This window comes from Acidobacteriota bacterium, assembly GCA_016196065.1.
In the GTDB taxonomy this organism is placed as follows: Bacteria; Acidobacteriota; Terriglobia; order Terriglobales; family Acidobacteriaceae; genus Acidiflorens.
This window is the reverse complement of sequence record JACPYL010000025.1, coordinates 505,815-519,951: the sequence shown is the minus strand read 5'-3', so window position 1 is coordinate 519,951 and position 14,137 is coordinate 505,815. Positions and strand designations below refer to the sequence as shown.

Here is a 14,137-nt window from a genome sequence, read left to right as displayed (position 1 = left end):
CTTCAACGCAACTCAGCTTTGAATTCCATTCAAAATCAGGATCGATGCTAAGGGGGCCGCCCCGATCCCTAAATCGAGAACTTCGCATCCCCTTCTATCACCTTCTGCTCAAGCTCCGGACGTTCGTGCTTGTGCCAGAGCTTTGCAGCGTGTCGAACCCGATAGAGAATCGGTCCGCCATCCGGCTGGTCCGCGCGAACGATGGGACGCGAAATGCAGGGAAATGCAGGGACAGACGGGACGTTCCCCCGTTTTTTCGACCGTCACAGGTTTGTCTGGTTTCCGGGTAAACTGGGGAACGTCTCGTCTGTCCCCGAGTTATCATTTCTTCCCTCTTACCGCGCTAATTGAAGCGCATGCACCGGCGCCATGTTTGTGACCGGTGGTGCCGTGCCGGCCGGTTTGAGCATGGTCCAGAGAATTCGATTAAATAACGCATCATCAATGCGATCAGGGGCACTAAAATCCAGACCTTCTGACATCCTCGCAGCTGCGCCCTGCGCCGGGTTCACCTCATTCAAATCCACTTTCGGGACAACGGGGCTGTAGGTTGTGAGGTCTGGCGTCACGGCAAACGTGTCTGCCAGAGAGCGGCTGAAGTAGTCGAATTTGGACATACGTCCCAGCCCTAAAATGTCTTCGAGAGCCGCGATCACGTCCGTTGTGTTGGCGAATCTGTGCACCGTGCCCGGACGGTTATAAGCCGAGATGGCGAGAAAAGGTGAGCGGTGTGAGTCCACGTGGTCAGGACCGGCCTGCGAATCGTCCTCCACTACAAACACCACCGTGTCCCGCCAAAATGGAGTCTGCGAGAGCGCTTCCACGATTCGTCCCAGTGCAAGATCATTGTCGGCCATGCAGGCCCGAGGCGACGAATGGCCCGCGGAGCCGCCAAGCGTGTGATCTCTCGGCAAATACATGAGGGACAGCGCCGGCATGTCGCCTTTACGAACAAAGTCGTGCAGCTCTTCGATCCAGGCGTCGGCCCGTTTTTGATCGGGAATCTCCAGGTTGGTTTCAGGATAACTGGAGCTTACGTCAGCCGGCAGATCGTGCTGCGTATCGGGCCCGACCACGATATCGCCGTAGTCGCGGAACCAGATTCCTTTCCTGGCGGCCAGGTTCCACAGATACCCACCCAGCGGGTTGTCGGCTTCGTCGCCGGCAGTGTCCGCCCGCCGGTCGGAATACATGGAAGGAACTACCTTTTCGCCGTAATCGGTAACATAGGCCGCGGTGGACCAGACGTGTCCTTGGCCACTTACTTCAGCATTGGTGAAAAAGCGGTCAAACAACCCGAAGCGAAGGGCCAGCGCGTGATGGTTCGGCGAGACGTCCTGGCCGAAGAACACCAGGCTGGGGTCACCGTCTCCTTCTTTCATATCACCAAGAACTTGATCGTAGGTACGGTTCTCCTTAACGATGTAAACTACATGCTTGAAAGGCGGATATCGCTTGGTGGATCGCTTCTGTCCCCAGCCATTCGCTTCCGCTACCCTGCGGGAATCCTGAGCCAATCGCGCGGGACTAAGATCAGCAGAAACCAGCCGTAGTGTTCCGTTGAGCTGCCCAAGGCCATAGCCTAACGGGCGTTGGATCCCCTTTCCGGGAGTTGGCCCGTCTGGGTTCGCGTGGCTACCGTGCCCCTTTCCATTCAGGATGAGCAGCCCCTTATCTGTTTCCAGAACGGCGGTCGGATACCAGTCTGTAGGAATGCGGCCAGCCGGATGCAACCCAGCTTGCGCGGCTCCTTCCAAAGTATGAAAGACGGCGACGGCATTGTTGTCGGCTTCGGCCACAAACAGCTTGGAGCCGTCCCGGGAAAGGCTGAGCGCATTGGGGGTACTTCCCTGTGAAGGAGCGCCGGGGGCTTCGTCTTTGAGATAGCGCAGAACTTTTTTCGCATGTGTATCTACCACTGCAATCCGGTCTGTGCCCGCTAAGGCAACGAACAACCGCGATCCGGATGGATTCGACTTAAGCGCCGACGGCCGCTGCCCAACCTCGAGCCGGCCGGTATAGACCAATGTTCCGTCCGGGTTTGTCCGGAACATTGAAAGAGTGTGACCGCCCCACGCGGAGACATACACGTTGCCATTCGCAGCCACTTCGACTGCGTAAGGATAATGGTCGGTCGAAAATCGCTGCACGACCTTCCCCAAAGATGGGTCCACCACGGCAAGGCTGTCGCCGACATTCTCCACAACGTAAAGAAAATCGCCCCGCTTTGAGGCCGCAAGGCCCGCCGGATATCGTGATCCTGTTTTGTCCTCTTTCTTTTGTCCCAGGACAATTTTTTTGTCCAGGGCCGCAACCCCGTCGCGCCACGAATAGCAGTAGATCAAATCTTCATTGCCGCCGGAAACGTACAGCTTGTTGCCATCGGGAGAAAATGCCGCACCATAAAACGCCGCTTCCTGAGGAAGAGTCTGGGTCACGCGCCGGGTGGCAAGATCCACAACCTGGACTCCCTGCTCGCGCCAGCCGCTCAGGACTACAACCAGTTTCTTACCATTTGGCGCCAGCGCCATTCCCAGAGGCATGCTGCTCAAATCAACGAATTCGCCTTCGGGATCAAGGCGCACTCCGGTTGCCAGAGGAGTGGTGTAGGTTGGGGCCGAAGCCAGTTTTTGCTCCTGCGACAACAGCAACGCTGGCATGAAAAAGAAGAAGCCGACGTTCAACAGAAACCGCACCGTGCGGGTAACTCGTGGTGCGTACTTGTTTCCACCATGAACCATAGTTTGCGCAACTCCTAAAGCGGAATGCTGGGCATGCCCGTGCAATTGCATAGACGTTCCAGTACGGTATGGGTGAGCCTTCTCTGTGGGTCCACGCGCACACATGGGAATAGTGCCCGGGCCGGTTTACACAAGTTGGTTCGGGAACTCATATCTATAGTTCATAAATCAGTCCCTCTGAGGTTCTTAACGATGCAGACGAAAATCTACTGTTCGTCCTTTTTAATCTTCTTGCTTTCATGGGCAAGCCAGCCAAGTTTCGCCCAGAATCGCGTGCATCAGATGGCTCAAGATGTTTACTACTGGTCTGGTGACCTCAGCAGGCACGAACAGACCAACGTGGGCTTTGTTGTATTTCGCGACTACGTATTGGTGATCGACGCGAATTTTCCCTGGGCGGCTGGAAAGATCATTGGGGACATAAAAGCCATCACTCCCAAACCGGTCCGTTTTGTATTCAATACTCACTACCATGCCGATCACACGTTGGGAAACAGCGTATTCACTGCCCACGGCGCCACCATCGTAAGCACGGACGATCTTGCGCTGGAGCTGGGCGCCAAAGGGATGGAAGATGTCAGGGATCAGACCAAGATCAATTTGAAACATGTGGAATTACCATCGATTCGATTTCAAGATCGTCTCGTATTTGACGACGGCCAACATCGGGTCGAGCTAATCAAGTACGGACAGGCCCACACCAAAGGCGATGGAGTGGCCTATCTGCCCGCAGAAGGCATCGTTTTTGTGGGAGACTTGGCGGTCAATTGGACCCACGGAAACAATCTTTCTGATCAGGATGTCAGCTACGTGGGTTGGATTCGCGCACTCGACAACATTGCCAAGCTCCCCATCAAGACCGTGGTTCCGGCGCACGGAGATCTTGGTGATGTTGATCTGCTGCATCGCCAGCGGGACTTTATCGCCGACATGTGGAAACAAGTCAAGCAGGGTCTCAAAGCCGGAAAATCTTCCGCCGAATTAAAGAAGACAGTGCAATTGACCCAGCATGGGATCTTCGCAGCCGATCGGCAAGAAACGGAAGATACGATCGAGTCGATGTGCGACCGCGCCGCAACTCAGCCAGATTGGAATTCTGGCAATGGAAACCCTGAATAGGTCCTGATGATCTGTTCACATCGTCTGTCCCTGAATTTCTGTCCCCCGTGGACCTACTGCTGCAGTGAGAATCCAGGCGGCAAAGCTGCTTCAAGATTGATTTGTTCGCCGGTGATGGGGTGGTGGAATTTTAGAAATCGGGCGTGCAGGAAATATCCTCCATCGCCCGGGAGGCCGGGGAGATTTTCCAGAGGCTGGCCGGATGAACCGTACAGAGGATCGCCCACCAGGGGATGGCCGATGGATGCCAGATGGATCCTGATTTGATGTGGGCGTCCCGAATTTAGGCTTACCTCAAATGTTGTGGTGCCTTGTGTGCTGCTTGACGCCGTGCTGCTTGGCGCCCGTGAGATCACCTTCGCCAACGACTTTGACGGCTTGCCACTCGGGCTGGCGGCCCACACCGATCCGATACGCGGGTGCGGCACAAGTCCGATGGGTGTGAGGATCTCGTAGGCGTCGTGCTGTGCAATGCCTTGAGCCAGCGCCCAATAGATTTTTTCAATTCTGGGAGTGTTCCAGTCCGCGCCTAGTTTAGTGGCGGCCTGCGCTGTTTTGGCGAAGAGAACGATGCCGGTCGTGGCTCGGCCCAACCGGTGGACAGGGTTTGCGTTGGGGATTTGCTTTTGCACCAGGCGCAGAAGGGTGTTTTCCATGAAGCCGCCGCCGGGAAGAGTCGGCAGCCCGCCAGGTTTGTTGACCGCCAACAGATGAGGATCATCAAACAGTACTTCGAAGTGCTGAGGAGTGTCTGGTTCGATCCAGGGTGGACGGTTCCAGACAAGGGTTTGGCCTGCAATGAGTGATTCGCTTCCGGTCGCAGTGACGCCGTTGATGGTGACTTCGCAATTGTTCAGTTTTTGTTGCCAGGCTTGTGGAGTTGAGTGTGGGTAAAGGCTTGCCAAGTAGGAGAGCAGGGTTCGTCCATGATATTTGTCGCTGATGATTGTGGTGTAGGCGTAGCCCCGGTTCAGCATGTGGTTTGAGTGTAAGGTATGGCGAGTGGCGGCAGGCCGGCGTTCAAGTGATCGAGTCAAGTTTCGGGATTCCGCAATCGCAGCCCGAGTTCCATGTAAAGTCAAGTCTCATGCCGTTTGTGCAATTGGAAGAATCGCCTCACGCGCGCGGGATCGTGCCCGTGCCGATCTACTGCCGCGACGCCGGCAACGGTAGGCCTATTGTCTTTCTGCACGGTGGTTGGGGCTATGGAGTCTACTCCATCGGGCGACAGATCGAAGCACTGCAAGGTCAGGCCCGCTTCATCGTTCCAGATCGCTCCGGCCATGGGCGTTCGGCAAGATTCCCCGGATCATTGCCGACAGATTTTCATCGTCGCGCGGCGGATGAGACGCTGCTGGTGCTGGAGGCACTGGGGATTGCGCGTGCTGTTTTGTGGGGCCATAGCGACGGAGCGGTCATTGCTGCGATGATTGGCCTCACCGCTCCACAGCGATGTGAACACCTTGTTCTTGAGGCCTTCCATTTCTTCCGCAGGAAACCTGCATCGCAGAGCATCTTCTTTGAAAAGTTTGCCGATCCTCAAAATCACGTGAGCGGAAAAATGGCCGAGTTGTTGAAATCGGACCACGGTCCTGAGAATTGGGAGAACGTAGTGCGAAGAAATTGCCGAGCGTGGCTGGAACTTGCGGCACAGAGCACACGACCGGAGGAAGACCTTTATGACGGGCAACTCAGAGGACTGCGTGTCCCGGTTACGTTCATCCACGGCCGAGGCGATCCGAGAACCGAACCTGATGAGATGAAGCAGGTGCAAGAATCGATTCCGGAAGCGGAGATGCACTTCATCGCCAATGGCCGGCACAGTCCGCACAGCGAAGAAGCGTCTTCGCAGGAATGCACCGAGATTCTCCGCAGCGTGATAGCAGGGAATGACAGGGCGCGATAGCTCGATCCCCAAGCGAGACCAGTCAATCTCGAACCAACAAGTCGCCGAAGGCGCACGGCGTCACGTCGCCACAGAGGGATTTTGTGCAGCTCCCGCCGCCGGCTCGGGTAGTAGTTGCTGTCCGCAATAGGCGCAATTCGCCCAACTGGGCTCAACGGGCTTGTCACATTTCGGACACGTTGCATGCAGCAAAGTGCCGCAGCGGGGACAGAATGGAAATTTTGCCTTTTCGACATGCCCGCAGCCCGGGCACGGCTTCGGCAGAGGATCGCGGAGAATGAAGTACAAGATGATCCCAATCGCATTAGGAATGAAGATCGCCAGCAGCGTCCACATTACATACCGCATCTGCCGCCGCTTCGCGTCGCCGTAGATGTATCCGATCAGCGCAACCAGAGCCACCACGAGCAGGAAAACTCCGTAAACGAGCAGCGCTTGTCCCCAGCGTGGCCATTTGCCTACTTCCCGATCCGTTGGTGCGACCAAGAAGAACACCGGCAGCGTGAGGCACAGATAGGTGAACCATGCAACGATCCACGCTGCTCCTGGAATCACGCGCAATTCCTTTGTGAGGGCGCTCATACCAGCCTCCTTTCGCCGCGCTGCCGGATTGCCAGCATCACTGCGGCCACCCCTCCCGCGAGCCACCCGAGCGCGGTGAACGCGGCAAAACTGATCCATGTTTGACTGAGTAGCGTAGGGCTGAACCCCGGCTCCATCAAGCTGCCGAAACGCCCGCTCACAAAGCGGAAAACTGGCCAGCTCGCAATCGTCAGCAGCCACGCGAAAGCCACGACGAAAATCATGACGCGGCGGTTCCAATCATGCTCGGCCTGTTCGGTGAGCTTCGTCGCCGCGCGCGCCAGCGTGGCCTGCACCAGCCACGAAGAAGGCTGAGGCGTCGGCAATCGGCGGAGTTCGCTCGCAATCGGACGCCAAAACCCCAATTCGTTCGAGCAGGCGATGCAAGACCGCACATGCTCCGCAACTCGTTTTTCTTCGGCGCTGGTCAGCGCGTCGGCTGCGGCCAGCGCCAGAAGTTCTCGAATCTTGTTGTGCTCGCTCATTCTCATTGCCATGTACCTCCGGGATGCCGCGCTTCGAGCGCGTAACGCAATTGTTCCAGCGAACGTCGCAGCCGCGACTTCGCCGTTGATACCGGGACCGCTGTAACGTGCGCGATTTCCTCAATCTTCATCTCATCCTCAAACCGCAGCGTGAGGACTTCGCGATAGATCACGGGCAGTTCCGCCATCGCTTCGCTGATCTCCGTTCGGCGCTCGGCCGCCAACACGTGATCGAGCGCCGTGTGGTCTTTACCCGGAATCCGTTCTGCCACGGTTTCGCTATGCCAACTGTTTGCGAGCGGCTCGGCGATCGGTTCGTCCAGGCTCTGCGGACGAATCCGGCGCAAATGATCGATCGCCAGGTTGTGCGCCAGCGCGAACAGCCAGGCGTCAAAATTACGGCTTGCGTCAAAGGACCGAATCTTCTCGACCACTCTCAACCAGGTTTGCTGGAACAGGTCTTCTGCCTCGGCGGGCTGCCGCACGATGCGCAGCAGGTACCGATACAGCCGATTCTGGTACCGGGTAATCAGTTCCGAGAGAGCGTTCAGGTCGCCTCGGCGAAGCCGGATCACATCGGCATCCACGGCCACAAGCCCCTCCAGCGATAGTGCGGTCGCCCCCACCATACTCGTAATACGGATGAGTGCCCAAAAAAGACGCAAGAGATGCAGTTGCTTCGGATACTCCTCATACCGTGCATCCTTTTGATGTTCTCGCCCGTATTCCCGAAATGCTCAATGCACAGTGCAGAGCGCAGGAGAGCAACTGAGATCCTGCAAAGCTCTTTTATGGGAGGTTGGCATGCATAACACAAAGGAGCGGTTGTCTCTATTCTGGATCTTCGCGTTATTGAACTACCTGTATGCGGACGTTATTGCCCTGTTTGCCATTGTTGGCTCGCCGAATCTAGCCGACGCCCCACATCTCGCACCATGGGCTCTGCTGGGTTCCGCGGTCTTGATGGAAATACCCATCGCCATGATTCTGGCGTCTCGACTGCTTCCGTTTCGAGCGAACCGGCTGGCGAATATCATCGCGGGTGCGATTGAGACTTTCGCCGTCATTTCGATGCAATTCGTTTACCCTTTGGCCAGCGGTGCCTGGCACGAGCACATGTTTGCATCGTACATTTTCTTCGGGACGATCGAAACAGTATGCACCTCGGTCATCGTCTGGAACGCTTGGACTTGGTCAGCGGTTGAGACTGTCCGCATGTCCTAGCTGGCCGCTTAAATAATGAGGCCAACATGAAAAGAGCACGCCTGACACAGATCGTCCTGGTGATCGTGGGGCTGATCAATCTGGCCCTGATTTATTTCTTATATACGGATCTGCGGCATTCCAGCTGGCTTTTGGTTCAGAAGAACGAGTGCGAGCCGATGTTTCTGAGCTTCTTTATTCCGGCCGGGGTCTTCCTACTCATGGCCGTAAGGAGACCATCTGAACATCGCTCGATGATTGCGCTGGCAGCCTGGTGGAACATCTCCCATGGCACGGTGATGGCGATTCAAACCGTGCAAGCCTGGAATCACGGCGTCCACAGGAACTTTGCTGATGTGATCATATTTCTTGTGATCGGAGTCGTCCTGTTAATGCTTCTGCCAGCAAAACGGGAGGCAGTCGCGCCAGGAGTTGCGTGAACGAGCGGGCGTCTCTTCGTAGAATTTGACTTTCTCTATTCGTATAACCAAACTAGGGTGACCGATCGAAATGTTGGCTTCGCTTGATAAGCGAATAGGTTCTCAGGTAGTAGAGATTCGAGACATGTCGAGAATACGACTATTGCTTTTGCTAGCGCTGTTTGTGACGTCTTTCGATGTTTGTCAGGCGCAGACGGTCGTACCTGACTCTCTTCCGGAACTGAAATATCCTCAACTGGCGAGGGCCGCTAACATTCAGGGTGATGTTGTAGTGAGCTTCCGAAAGAGAGCGGACGGTCAAACTGTCGATGTAACTCCCATCTCTGGTCATCCGATGTTGCAAGGAATCGCAGTCGAAAACGTGAAGGCCTGGCTTTTTCAGCCGAAAACGGAGGTTGCGGGGCAGGCCTACAAGGTCACCTTTCATTTCCAACTCAATCCACCTGATGATGGATACAACGATGGCCAGCCAGCGACGAAGGTGATGATAGATGGAGGAGGACAAGTTCAGGTCATTTCGGGCGCTACGACGGGATTGAATCGCTCAGAATGTCCAACCCCCAATGATCGCGTGCCTCCGGCAACCGTCATGGACGGAGATTTCGTCGAACTGCGACGTTGGAACGAAGAAGTTAGGGTTGATGCAGACGGCTCGGTTCTTTGGAAGCAGGGCGATCTTTCCCAGAAAGGACAGATCACACTGGCCGAGGCAAACTCCCTGTTGGAGCGCTTTCGCACTCCAGAGATTTGGAGGCTGTGCGGCCACTACGAACAGGCGGGGCTGATGGATGGTGGCAGTAGTTCGTTTAAGGTGCGCATCGGTGGGCGGGAGAAGAGTGTCGGCGAATATGGCGATGCCGCGCCGGCGATCTTCGGAGACGTGGAACTAGCCGTTGACGAATCCGCCAATACACATCAGTGGCGGCATGGTGATCCGGCGACTGAAAGTATCGCGGAAATTACCTTCGAGTATCTACCCAAACCTGGCAGGACAAATCTCATGGATGCGACGCATCGCGGAGACAAAAAAGCCTTTTACGCCGCGTTAGCGGCGGGCGATAAGCTGTCTGACGTCGACGACAGCGGATGGACGCCTCTGATGTATGCCGCTAGTTCCTATGGCGATTCGCAGTTGAGTGAAATCATCAAAGCAGGAGTAGATGTGAATGCCCGCTCCAACAGAGGCGAAACGGCGCTGATGGCATCTGCTGTCACGGGTATGGCGGATGAGGACCTTCTGAATGCGGGCGCCGAAGTAAATGCAGTCAACGATGACGGCATGACCGCGCTTATGCTTCTGGTTCAGCGCGGGGATCCAGGTGAGGTCGACACATTGTTGAAAGCTGGGGCGGATGCTCGCATGAAAGACTCAAAGGGACGCACAGCTCTCGACTATCTCAACGCAGCGAACTGCGGATCGCCAATCATCCACGAGAAAGATCCTCGATGGATGACCGTGGGATATTCGAGATGCAATGCGCTTGACCATGACGATTATGAGAAGTCGAAAAGCCACTTAATTAACGCAGGTGCTCGAGAAACACGTACAGCAGTACCAGCTCCATTGCCAACGCAAAACCGCTGATCGGCTCGACCTTCATCCTCTTTCATTAGGTCACCTGCTGTATTCGCACCGGAAAGACTGCTCATGCGAAAAGGCTTTACAAGAAATCCAAAACCGGACGAGCCCGCGACGCCGGTCAAGAACTACATCACGCCGAGCGGTTTGCAGCGCCTCAAAGATGAGAAGCACTTTCTGCTCACCAGGGAACGTCCGGCCGTGGTGGAGGTGGTGGCGTGGGCTGCCAGCAACGGCGATCGCAGTGAAAACGCCGACTATCAGTATGGCAAGCGGCGGTTGCGGCAGATCGATGGGCGAATTCGCTTTCTCACCAAGCGAATCGAAGCCGCGGAAGTGGTGGACCCGGAAGCTCCGAGAGCGGGGCAGGCGGCGGCGAGAGCATTCTTCGGAGCGACCGTGCGCTATGCCAATGCCGCGGGAGTATCGCGGGTGGTGAGCATCGTGGGCACCGACGAGATCGATCTCGCCCGCAACCACATCAGTTGGGTATCACCTCTCGGGCGCGCGTTGAGGAAGTCGGCAGCGGGCGACGAAGTAGTCCTTCAATTGCCGGGCGGTACAGAAGACCTGAACGTGCTGGAAGTGCGCTACGAGCGCATTGCTGTGGAACCGTTCCGTGAACCGCTTGGATCCGAGGCCTCGGCAAAGGGACGCCCTCGCCGACGCTAAGCCGTCACCCTTCTAATCCCGGTATTGGCACTTCTTCATTCAAGTCTCCTTCACTAGTACGGGAGCGACCCCACGCCGTTAATTTCTTTGTCGAGAGCCAGCTTGCCGGGACAATGGGTATAAACTTGTCGCCGCGTTTGAAGTCAGCAAGGGGATTCTGGATGAAGATATCGCGACGTGAAGTGACGAAGATCCTGTTGGCGGCTACGGTCGCGCCGTCTGGACTCGCGGCCCGCGCTGCGTCACAAGCGGCCGCTGCGAAAACCTGGGACGTGGCCGTTATCGGCGCCGGTGTGTTTGGAGCCTGGTCCGCATACTGGCTAAGGAAAGCGGGGCTGCGTGTCATCCTACTCGACGCCTATGGAGCGGCCAACAGCCGCTCCAGTTCGGGAGGCGAATCGCGGATCATCCGAACAGCTTATGGTGAGGACGATTTCTACAGCCGATGGGCTTTGCGCTCCCTGCCTCAATGGAAGGACCTGGCGGCCCGCTCTGGGCAGGAGATTTTTCTAGAGACCGGCGTCCTCACATTCTCCGATGACACCGTGGATATTGTGCCCCAGAGCGCGCGTAGCCTGGAGCACCTCGGAATCGCGCACGAGGTACTCAACGCGTCGCAGTTGGCCAAGCGGTTTCCTCAGATCGGGTGGAGAGGAAATGAAGCCGGACTTCTTGAGCCACGCAGTGGAGCGCTGCTGGCCCGGCGCGGAATCCAGATATTGGTCGAAGAAATGGTGCGACAGGGAGTCGACTACCGCGTGGCTGCGGCCACTCCGCCTTCGTCGAAAAGTCCTTTGAGTTCGATCGCGACCACTGGGAATGAGACGATCTCCGCGGGAGCATTCGTCTTCGCCTGCGGGCCATGGCTGCCGAAAGTTTTTCCAGCACTGCTGGGACGATACATCCAGCCGGAGCGGGCGGAGGTTTACTTTCTGGGAGTGGCGCCCGGCGACGCACGGTTTTCCGCACCGCAAATGCCCACATGGATCTACAAGAGCAAGGAAGTCGAAGCCTACGGATTTCCCGTACTCGAGAATCGCGGTTTCAAGGTCGCCGTGGACAAACTATCGTTGCCGGCCGACCCGGATACGATGGATCGCGAGCCGACTGCTCCGTACCGCGCTCAGGTTCGGGCCTTCGTGGCCGAGCGCTTTCCTGACCTGAAAGATGCGCCGGTGATCGAGACGCGCGTATGCCAGTACGAGAATACGGAAACAGGCAACTACCTGGTCGATCGTCACCCGGAAATGGAGAATGTGTGGATCGTCGGCGGCGGCTCGGGACATGGCTTCAAGAACGGCCCCGCGATGGGGGAATACGTGGCGAGCGTAGTGGCCCACAAGGCTCCCATCGATAAATTGCTCACCTTGGGATACAAGCCGAAGCCGGGCCACCTGGTGGAATAGTGAGCGGCTCACATGCTTGCTTGTGAAAGTGCGCTTCTCGGGTAGGACTCGCGTTGGTTCAAGATGAGTAGTCGGCAATCCAGAAGCAATCCGCAAGCAGTGATCGAGAGGAGCGGCCCGAAATGAAAACGCAGTCCTACGATTCACAATTGAGATGACCCGTGCAAGAGCCTCATCGCACCCGATGGAAACTGCACGGGATTAAGAGACTTGATGTAGCCTTGGTGAAAATGCTGGCACTGCATGCCAGCCGATACCACGACGGAGTCGAACTCTTATGCGCAAGATCATTTCGGTATCATCCATCTCTCTTCTTTTGCTCGCGTCCTTCGCTTGGCCGCAGGCCACCAAAACGCCGGTCACCCGGCGCGGACCGAGTGTCGCCACCGGCAGCCATGGCGTGGTTGTTTCCGGCAGGCCAGTCGCGACCGCGGCCGGTATCAAGATTCTGGAACAGGGCGGAAACGCTGCCGATGCTGGCGCCGCCACCTTGCTGGCACTCTCCGTAACCTATGTGGGCGCGTTCTGCGTGGGAGGAGAGATTCCGATTCTGGTTTACAGCGCCGACCAGAAAAACGTGAAGCTGCTGGAGGGACAAGGGGAGGCCCCTCGCGATCCCAAAGCGATCGCATGGTACATGGAACACGGAATCCCGGATGGTGACGTGAAGGCAGCCGCAGTTCCTGGCACCATCGACGCGATTGTCACCCTGCTGAAACTTTACGGGACCAAGAGCTTCGAAGAGGTCGTGCAGCCCACGCTGGCCATTCTCGATGCGGGCGGCCCCAGTTGGTATATCGATACGGGCAGCGACAAGAAGATCGAAACCGGCGTGAACTGGCAGGCGGACATGGCGGTGACGTTTCGCAAATTGGTGGAGTCCGAAAGGGCCGCGAAAGGTACGCGGCAGCAGAAACTGCAAGCTGTTTCGGACCGCTTCTATCGCGGCGACATCGCCGACGCCTTGGAAGCCTGGTATGTCGAGAAGGGCGGCTTCCTTCGTAAATCGGATCTGGCCGAGCACAAGACTCCCGTGGTCGATCCGCTTACAACCACGTACCGCGGCTACACGGTCTACAAAGCAGGTCCGCTGACGCAGGGTCCTTATCTCTCACAGACGCTGCGGCTGCTGGAAGGCTTCGACCTGAAGAAGATGGGATTCAATTCGGCGGACTATATCCACACGGTGATTGAAGCGGAGAAACTGGCGCTGGCGGATCGCGACGAATATTACGGCGATCCGAACTTTGCGAAGGTGCCGATGCAGCAGTTGCTGTCCGATCCGTACACCAAAATGCGGAGCGAGCTGATCAATCCGAAAAAGGCATCTCTCGAGCTCCGCCCGGGCGACCCTTACAACATGAAACCGACCAAGCCGCCCACGATCACCGGCCCGTGGCATGGTGGAACCACCGTCATGTGTGTGACGGACAAGTTTGGGAACGTGATCGCGGCGACTCCCAGTGGCCTGTCGAGCACAGCCGGAGTGGCCGGACGCACGGGCATTATTCACGGAAGCCGGCTCAGCAGCCTGAACACGTTTGCGGGAACTCCGAATGTCATCCAACCCGGCAAGCGGCCGCGCATCACGCTGAGCCCCACGCTGCTTTTCCGTGACAATCAACCCGTGATGGCGGTCTCGGTAGCGGGCGGCGACATGCAGGATCAGGCGGCTATCCAGGTCATCCTCAATACCGTGGAGTTCGGCATGAGTCCCGAGGAGGCCTTCAATGCGCCGCGCTTCTCCACCACGCATTTCATCAGCTCCTTCGGTCAGGACCGCGCGAGCCTGGGCAGCCTCTCTGTGCCCAACTCCCTCCCCGAAGCAGTGCAGGCCGACTTGAGGGCTCGCGGCCACGTGGTAACTCTCGGCCGCGAGGGAGTGGGCGGAGTGGCGCTGATTGGAATTGATCCCAAGACCAGACAAGCCACCGCGGTAGGTCCGGCTGCCGGCAGAATGGAATAGGACTGTGTATTTAGTGTCAGCGAGCGACAGCCAAACGC

At 57.0% G+C, this 14,137-nt stretch carries 13 protein-coding genes; 8 read left to right on the top strand and 5 right to left on the bottom strand.

Annotated elements, in window-relative coordinates:
• Positions 1-335: 335 nt before the first annotated feature.
• Positions 336-2,741, bottom strand: coding sequence for a bifunctional YncE family protein/alkaline phosphatase family protein (locus HY010_20065; protein MBI3478035.1), 2,406 nt, complete (start codon positions 2,739-2,741; stop codon positions 336-338).
• Positions 2,742-3,023: 282 nt separating this feature from the next.
• Between HY010_20065 and HY010_20060 the strand changes: the two genes are divergently transcribed.
• Complete coding sequence (locus HY010_20060; protein ID MBI3478034.1) at positions 3,024-3,860, top strand: MBL fold metallo-hydrolase; 837 nt, start codon at positions 3,024-3,026, stop codon at positions 3,858-3,860.
• Positions 3,861-3,913: 53 nt separating this feature from the next.
• Here HY010_20060 and HY010_20055 read toward each other — a convergent pair whose 3' ends face one another.
• Positions 3,914-4,837, bottom strand: coding sequence for an RluA family pseudouridine synthase (locus tag HY010_20055; GenBank protein MBI3478033.1), 924 nt, complete (start codon positions 4,835-4,837; stop codon positions 3,914-3,916).
• 5 nt (positions 4,838-4,842) lie between these two features.
• On the opposite strand from HY010_20055, the gene HY010_20050 reads away from it, so the two are divergent.
• A complete protein-coding gene (locus tag HY010_20050) occupies positions 4,843-5,766 on the top strand; it encodes an alpha/beta hydrolase (GenBank protein MBI3478032.1) in 924 nt (307 codons plus the stop codon).
• 60 nt (positions 5,767-5,826) lie between these two features.
• Here the strand turns inward: HY010_20050 and HY010_20045 are convergent, their stop codons facing one another.
• From HY010_20045 to HY010_20035, 3 genes are read right to left on the bottom strand one after another with little or no spacing between them, the layout of a single operon-like run.
• Positions 5,827-6,348: a zinc ribbon domain-containing protein gene (locus tag HY010_20045; protein MBI3478031.1), complete on the bottom strand. Its 522-nt coding sequence runs from the start codon at positions 6,346-6,348 to the stop codon at positions 5,827-5,829.
• On the bottom strand, positions 6,345-6,845 hold the full coding sequence (locus HY010_20040; GenBank protein MBI3478030.1) for a hypothetical protein: 501 nt from the start codon (positions 6,843-6,845) through the stop codon (positions 6,345-6,347). Before HY010_20040 ends, HY010_20045 begins: the two co-directional genes overlap by 4 nt.
• Complete coding sequence (locus tag HY010_20035; GenBank protein MBI3478029.1) at positions 6,836-7,426, bottom strand: sigma-70 family RNA polymerase sigma factor; 591 nt, start codon at positions 7,424-7,426, stop codon at positions 6,836-6,838. The genes HY010_20040 and HY010_20035 overlap by 10 nt, the downstream gene beginning before the upstream one ends.
• Positions 7,427-7,637: 211 nt before the next feature.
• Here HY010_20035 and HY010_20030 point away from each other — a divergent pair, with 211 nt between their 5' ends.
• The 6 genes from HY010_20030 (at position 7,638) to HY010_20005 (ending at position 14,099) form a co-directional block, all read left to right on the top strand.
• A complete protein-coding gene (locus tag HY010_20030; protein MBI3478028.1) occupies positions 7,638-8,057 on the top strand; it encodes a hypothetical protein in 420 nt (139 codons plus the stop codon).
• Positions 8,058-8,083: 26 nt separating this feature from the next.
• Positions 8,084-8,476, top strand: coding sequence for a hypothetical protein (locus tag HY010_20025; GenBank protein MBI3478027.1), 393 nt, complete (start codon positions 8,084-8,086; stop codon positions 8,474-8,476).
• Between the two features lie 70 nt (positions 8,477-8,546).
• Positions 8,547-10,061: a TonB family protein gene (locus tag HY010_20020; GenBank protein ID MBI3478026.1), complete on the top strand. Its 1,515-nt coding sequence runs from the start codon at positions 8,547-8,549 to the stop codon at positions 10,059-10,061.
• A gap of 63 nt (positions 10,062-10,124) precedes the next feature.
• Positions 10,125-10,727 (top strand): transcription elongation factor GreB, encoded by a 603-nt coding sequence (greB, locus tag HY010_20015; GenBank protein ID MBI3478025.1) that lies wholly within the window; start codon positions 10,125-10,127, stop codon positions 10,725-10,727.
• Positions 10,728-10,888: 161 nt separating this feature from the next.
• Positions 10,889-12,133: an FAD-dependent oxidoreductase gene (locus HY010_20010; protein ID MBI3478024.1), complete on the top strand. Its 1,245-nt coding sequence runs from the start codon at positions 10,889-10,891 to the stop codon at positions 12,131-12,133.
• A gap of 277 nt (positions 12,134-12,410) precedes the next feature.
• Positions 12,411-14,099, top strand: a complete 1,689-nt coding sequence (locus tag HY010_20005) for a gamma-glutamyltransferase (protein ID MBI3478023.1) — start codon at positions 12,411-12,413, stop codon at positions 14,097-14,099.
• Positions 14,100-14,137 lie beyond the last annotated feature (38 nt).

Excerpts from the sequence above, each read along its gene's own strand:
- HY010_20065 (MBI3478035.1), bottom strand. The coding sequence starts at position 2,741 with ATGGTTCATGGTGGAAACAAGTACGCACCACGAGTTACCCGCACGGTG.
- HY010_20060 (MBI3478034.1), top strand. The coding sequence starts at position 3,024 with ATGGCTCAAGATGTTTACTACTGGTCTGGTGACCTCAGCAGGCACGAA.
- HY010_20055 (MBI3478033.1), bottom strand. The coding sequence starts at position 4,837 with ATGCTGAACCGGGGCTACGCCTACACCACAATCATCAGCGACAAATAT.
- HY010_20045 (MBI3478031.1), bottom strand. The coding sequence starts at position 6,348 with ATGAGCGCCCTCACAAAGGAATTGCGCGTGATTCCAGGAGCAGCGTGG.
- HY010_20040 (MBI3478030.1), bottom strand. The coding sequence starts at position 6,845 with ATGGCAATGAGAATGAGCGAGCACAACAAGATTCGAGAACTTCTGGCG.
- HY010_20030 (MBI3478028.1), top strand. The coding sequence starts at position 7,638 with ATGCATAACACAAAGGAGCGGTTGTCTCTATTCTGGATCTTCGCGTTA.
- HY010_20025 (MBI3478027.1), top strand. The coding sequence starts at position 8,084 with ATGAAAAGAGCACGCCTGACACAGATCGTCCTGGTGATCGTGGGGCTG.
- HY010_20020 (MBI3478026.1), top strand. The coding sequence starts at position 8,547 with ATGTTGGCTTCGCTTGATAAGCGAATAGGTTCTCAGGTAGTAGAGATT.
- greB (MBI3478025.1), top strand. The coding sequence starts at position 10,125 with ATGCGAAAAGGCTTTACAAGAAATCCAAAACCGGACGAGCCCGCGACG.
- HY010_20010 (MBI3478024.1), top strand. The coding sequence starts at position 10,889 with ATGAAGATATCGCGACGTGAAGTGACGAAGATCCTGTTGGCGGCTACG.
- HY010_20005 (MBI3478023.1), top strand. The coding sequence starts at position 12,411 with ATGCGCAAGATCATTTCGGTATCATCCATCTCTCTTCTTTTGCTCGCG.